The sequence below is a fragment of the Conyzicola sp. genome (assembly GCF_046714715.1).
Classification (GTDB): domain Bacteria; phylum Actinomycetota; class Actinomycetes; order Actinomycetales; family Microbacteriaceae; genus Conyzicola.
Genome location: NZ_JBKKAD010000056.1, coordinates 1 through 2,788, shown reverse-complemented (window position 1 = coordinate 2,788; position 2,788 = coordinate 1). Strand labels below are relative to the sequence as shown.

Sequence of the window (2,788 nt, the reverse complement as noted above, 5' to 3'; positions counted from 1 at the left end):
CCCGGGGCCGGCTAGCGCCCGCCACGGCAGGCGGTCTGGATGAAGGCGATCGGCAAACTGCCCGACGACCCCAACCTGCACCGTGCGGCTCTCGCCTACGCGAGCGACTACTCGATTCTCGAGCCGATCATGCGCGGACACGGTGTGCCGTGGGCGCTGCCCGGTCTCAAGGCGGCGAGCCTCGACCACGCGATGTGGTTCCACCGCTTCGGCAGGGTCGACGGCTGGCTGCTCTACGTGCAGGAGTCGCCGACGGCGGTGGGCGGCCGCGGCCTCTCGCTCGGGCGCATCTTCACGCGGGACGGCGTTCTGCTGGCGAGCGTTGCACAAGAGGGCATGGTGCGAGTACCGTCACGATGACCGGGCTCCCCTCGCGGGAATATCCACGCCGGGCAGTTGTTGATAACGATACTCAACAAGAAAGCTGGTGGGCCATGCAGGTACGTAATTCGCTCAAGTCGCTCAAGAAGGCACCCGGATCGCAGGTTGTTCGCCGTCGCGGACGCACGTTCGTGATCAACAGCGCCAACCCGCGCATGAAGGCACGTCAGGGCTAAGACCCCGACGGGCCCCGTGCCCGCCACTTGAGAGAGCCCGCCGTTTACGAACGGCGGGCTCTCCGGCTTTAAGTGTCTCCGGCCTTGAGAGGCGTCTTTCCGGATGACGCGTCGGCGCGATCACGGGCGCTTGGCGAACGCGACCGGCTCCTCGACGTAGGGGGCCCACGCCTCGCGCTGGTCGTCCGTGATGCGCTGCGGGCGCCCGGTCGCGAGCTCGACCATTACCAGGGTGGTAGCGGCCCGCGTGTAGAGCAGGCGCGGTTCCTGCCCCTCCGGCGAGTACACCTCGTAGCTGATCTCGAGGCTGGCACCGCCGAGGCGGCCGATCCACAGTTCCACGTCGAGCGGCTGGCGCATGTACGGGATCGGCAGCAGGTATTCGATCTCCTGCCGCGCGATCAGCGCGACCACTTTCGCACCCGGCCGCGCATCCAGAATCGCCATCGACGAACCGGGCGAACCGTCGTCGTTGATCCAGAACGCCTGAATGCGCGCTTCCTCCAACAGGCGGAACATCTCCGCATTGTTGACGTGGGCGTACGCGTCGAAGTCTGACCAGCGCAGGCTGATCGGAACGTTGAGCCGCATGATCGCCCGCTGTTAGTCGCGCGAGAGCTTGCGGTAGACCGAGCTGTTGGGCTTGGCCGCGTCCGCACCGAGGCGCTGGATCTTGTTCTCCTCGTAGGATTCGAAGTTGCCCTCGAACCAGTACCAGTTCGACGGGTCTTCGGCGTTGCCCTCGTAGGCGAGGATGTGGGTCGCGATGCGGTCGAGGAACCACCTATCGTGAGTGATCACCACGGCGCATCCGGGGAATTCGAGCAGCGCGTTCTCGAGCGAGCCGAGGGTTTCGACGTCGAGGTCGTTGGTCGGTTCGTCGAGCAGCAGCAGGTTGCCGCCCTGCTTGAGCGTGAGCGCCAGGTTGAGGCGGTTGCGCTCACCACCGGAGAGCACACCGGCCTTCTTCTGCTGGTCGGGCCCCTTGAAGCCGAACTGCGACACGTAGCCGCGCGACGGGATCTCGGTCTTGCCCACCTGGATGAAGTCCTGGCCGTCGGAGACGACCTCCCACAGGGTCTTGTTCGGATCGATGCCGCCGCGGTTCTGGTCGACGTACGAGATGTCGACCGTCTCGCCGATCTTCAGGTCGCCGGAGTCGAGCGGCTCGAGACCGACGATCGTCTTGAACAGCGTGGTCTTACCGACACCGTTCGGGCCGATGACGCCGACGATACCGTTGCGCGGCAGCGTGAAGCTGAGGCCGTCGATGAGCACGCGCTCGTCGAAGCTTTTCTTGAGGTTCTTGGCGTCGATGACCTGCGCACCGAGGCGCGGGCCGACGGGGATGACGAGCTCTTCGAAGTCGAGCTTTCTCGTCTTCTCCGCCTCGTTGGCCATCTCCTCGTAGCGGGCGAGGCGCGCCTTCGACTTGACCTGGCGGCCCTTGGCGTTGCTGCGCACCCATTCAAGTTCGCTCGACAGGCGCTTGGCGAGCTTGGCGTCCTTCTTGCCCTGGACGGTGAGACGCTCCTGCTTCTTCTCGAGGTAGGTCGAGTAGTTGCCCTCGTAGGGGTAGAGCTTGCCGCGGTCGACCTCGGCGATCCATTCGGCGACGTGGTCGAGGAAGTACCTATCGTGGGTCACGGCGAGCACGGCGCCCGGGTACTTGGCGAGGTGCTGCTCGAGCCAGAGCACGCTCTCGGCGTCGAGGTGGTTAGTGGGCTCGTCGAGCAGCAGCAGGTCGGGCTTCTGCAGCAGCAGCTTGGTGAGTGCGACGCGGCGCTTCTCACCACCGGAGAGGCTGTCGACCGGGTAGTCGCCCGGCGGGGTGCGCAGTGCGCTCATGGCCTGCTCGAGCTGCGAGTCGAGGTCCCAGGCGTCTGCCGCGTCGATGTCTTCCTGCAGGGTGCCCATCTCGGCGAGCAGCGCGTCGAAGTCGGCATCGGGCTCGGCCATCTCGAGACCGATAGCCGCGTGACGGTCGACCTTGGCCTTGATCTCGCCGACGCCCTCCTGCACGTTCTCGAGCACGGTCTTCGTCTCGTCGAGCTCGGGCTCCTGCATGAGGATGCCCACGGTGTAGCCCGGGCTGAGCCGCGCTTCTCCGTTGCTGGGGGTGTCGAGACCCGCCATGATCTTGAGGATGGTGGACTTACCGGCACCGTTGGGGCCGACGATGCCGATCTTGGCACCGGGGAAGAACGACATGGTCACGTCATCGAGGATCA

General features: G+C 65.7%; 3 protein-coding genes and 1 pseudogene. 2 read left to right on the top strand and 2 right to left on the bottom strand.

Features of this window, described 5'->3' with window-relative positions; genetic code table 11:
- Positions 1-21 precede the first annotated feature (21 nt).
- Positions 22-360, top strand: a pseudogene (locus ACLQ6X_RS04540) (acyl-CoA thioesterase); the annotation flags it as partial.
- A 74-nt stretch (positions 361-434) separates the two neighbouring features.
- Entirely contained in the window at positions 435-557 is a 123-nt protein-coding gene (ykgO, locus tag ACLQ6X_RS04535; RefSeq protein WP_188509796.1) for a type B 50S ribosomal protein L36, read from the top strand.
- 120 nt (positions 558-677) lie between these two features.
- Here ykgO and ACLQ6X_RS04530 read toward each other — a convergent pair whose 3' ends face one another.
- Together ACLQ6X_RS04530 and ettA are read right to left on the bottom strand one after the other, a co-directional pair.
- A complete protein-coding gene (locus ACLQ6X_RS04530; protein ID WP_411698985.1) occupies positions 678-1,148 on the bottom strand; it encodes an acyl-CoA thioesterase in 471 nt (156 codons plus the stop codon).
- 12 nt (positions 1,149-1,160) lie between these two features.
- Positions 1,161-2,786, bottom strand: coding sequence for an energy-dependent translational throttle protein EttA (gene ettA / locus ACLQ6X_RS04525; protein ID WP_411698984.1), 1,626 nt, complete (start codon positions 2,784-2,786; stop codon positions 1,161-1,163).
- Between the last annotated feature and the right edge of the window lie 2 nt (positions 2,787-2,788).

Coding starts and splice junctions, on each gene's coding strand:
- ykgO (WP_188509796.1), top strand. CDS start 435: ATGCAGGTACGTAATTCGCTCAAGTCGCTCAAGAAGGCACCCGGATCG.
- ACLQ6X_RS04530 (WP_411698985.1), bottom strand. CDS start 1,148: ATGCGGCTCAACGTTCCGATCAGCCTGCGCTGGTCAGACTTCGACGCG.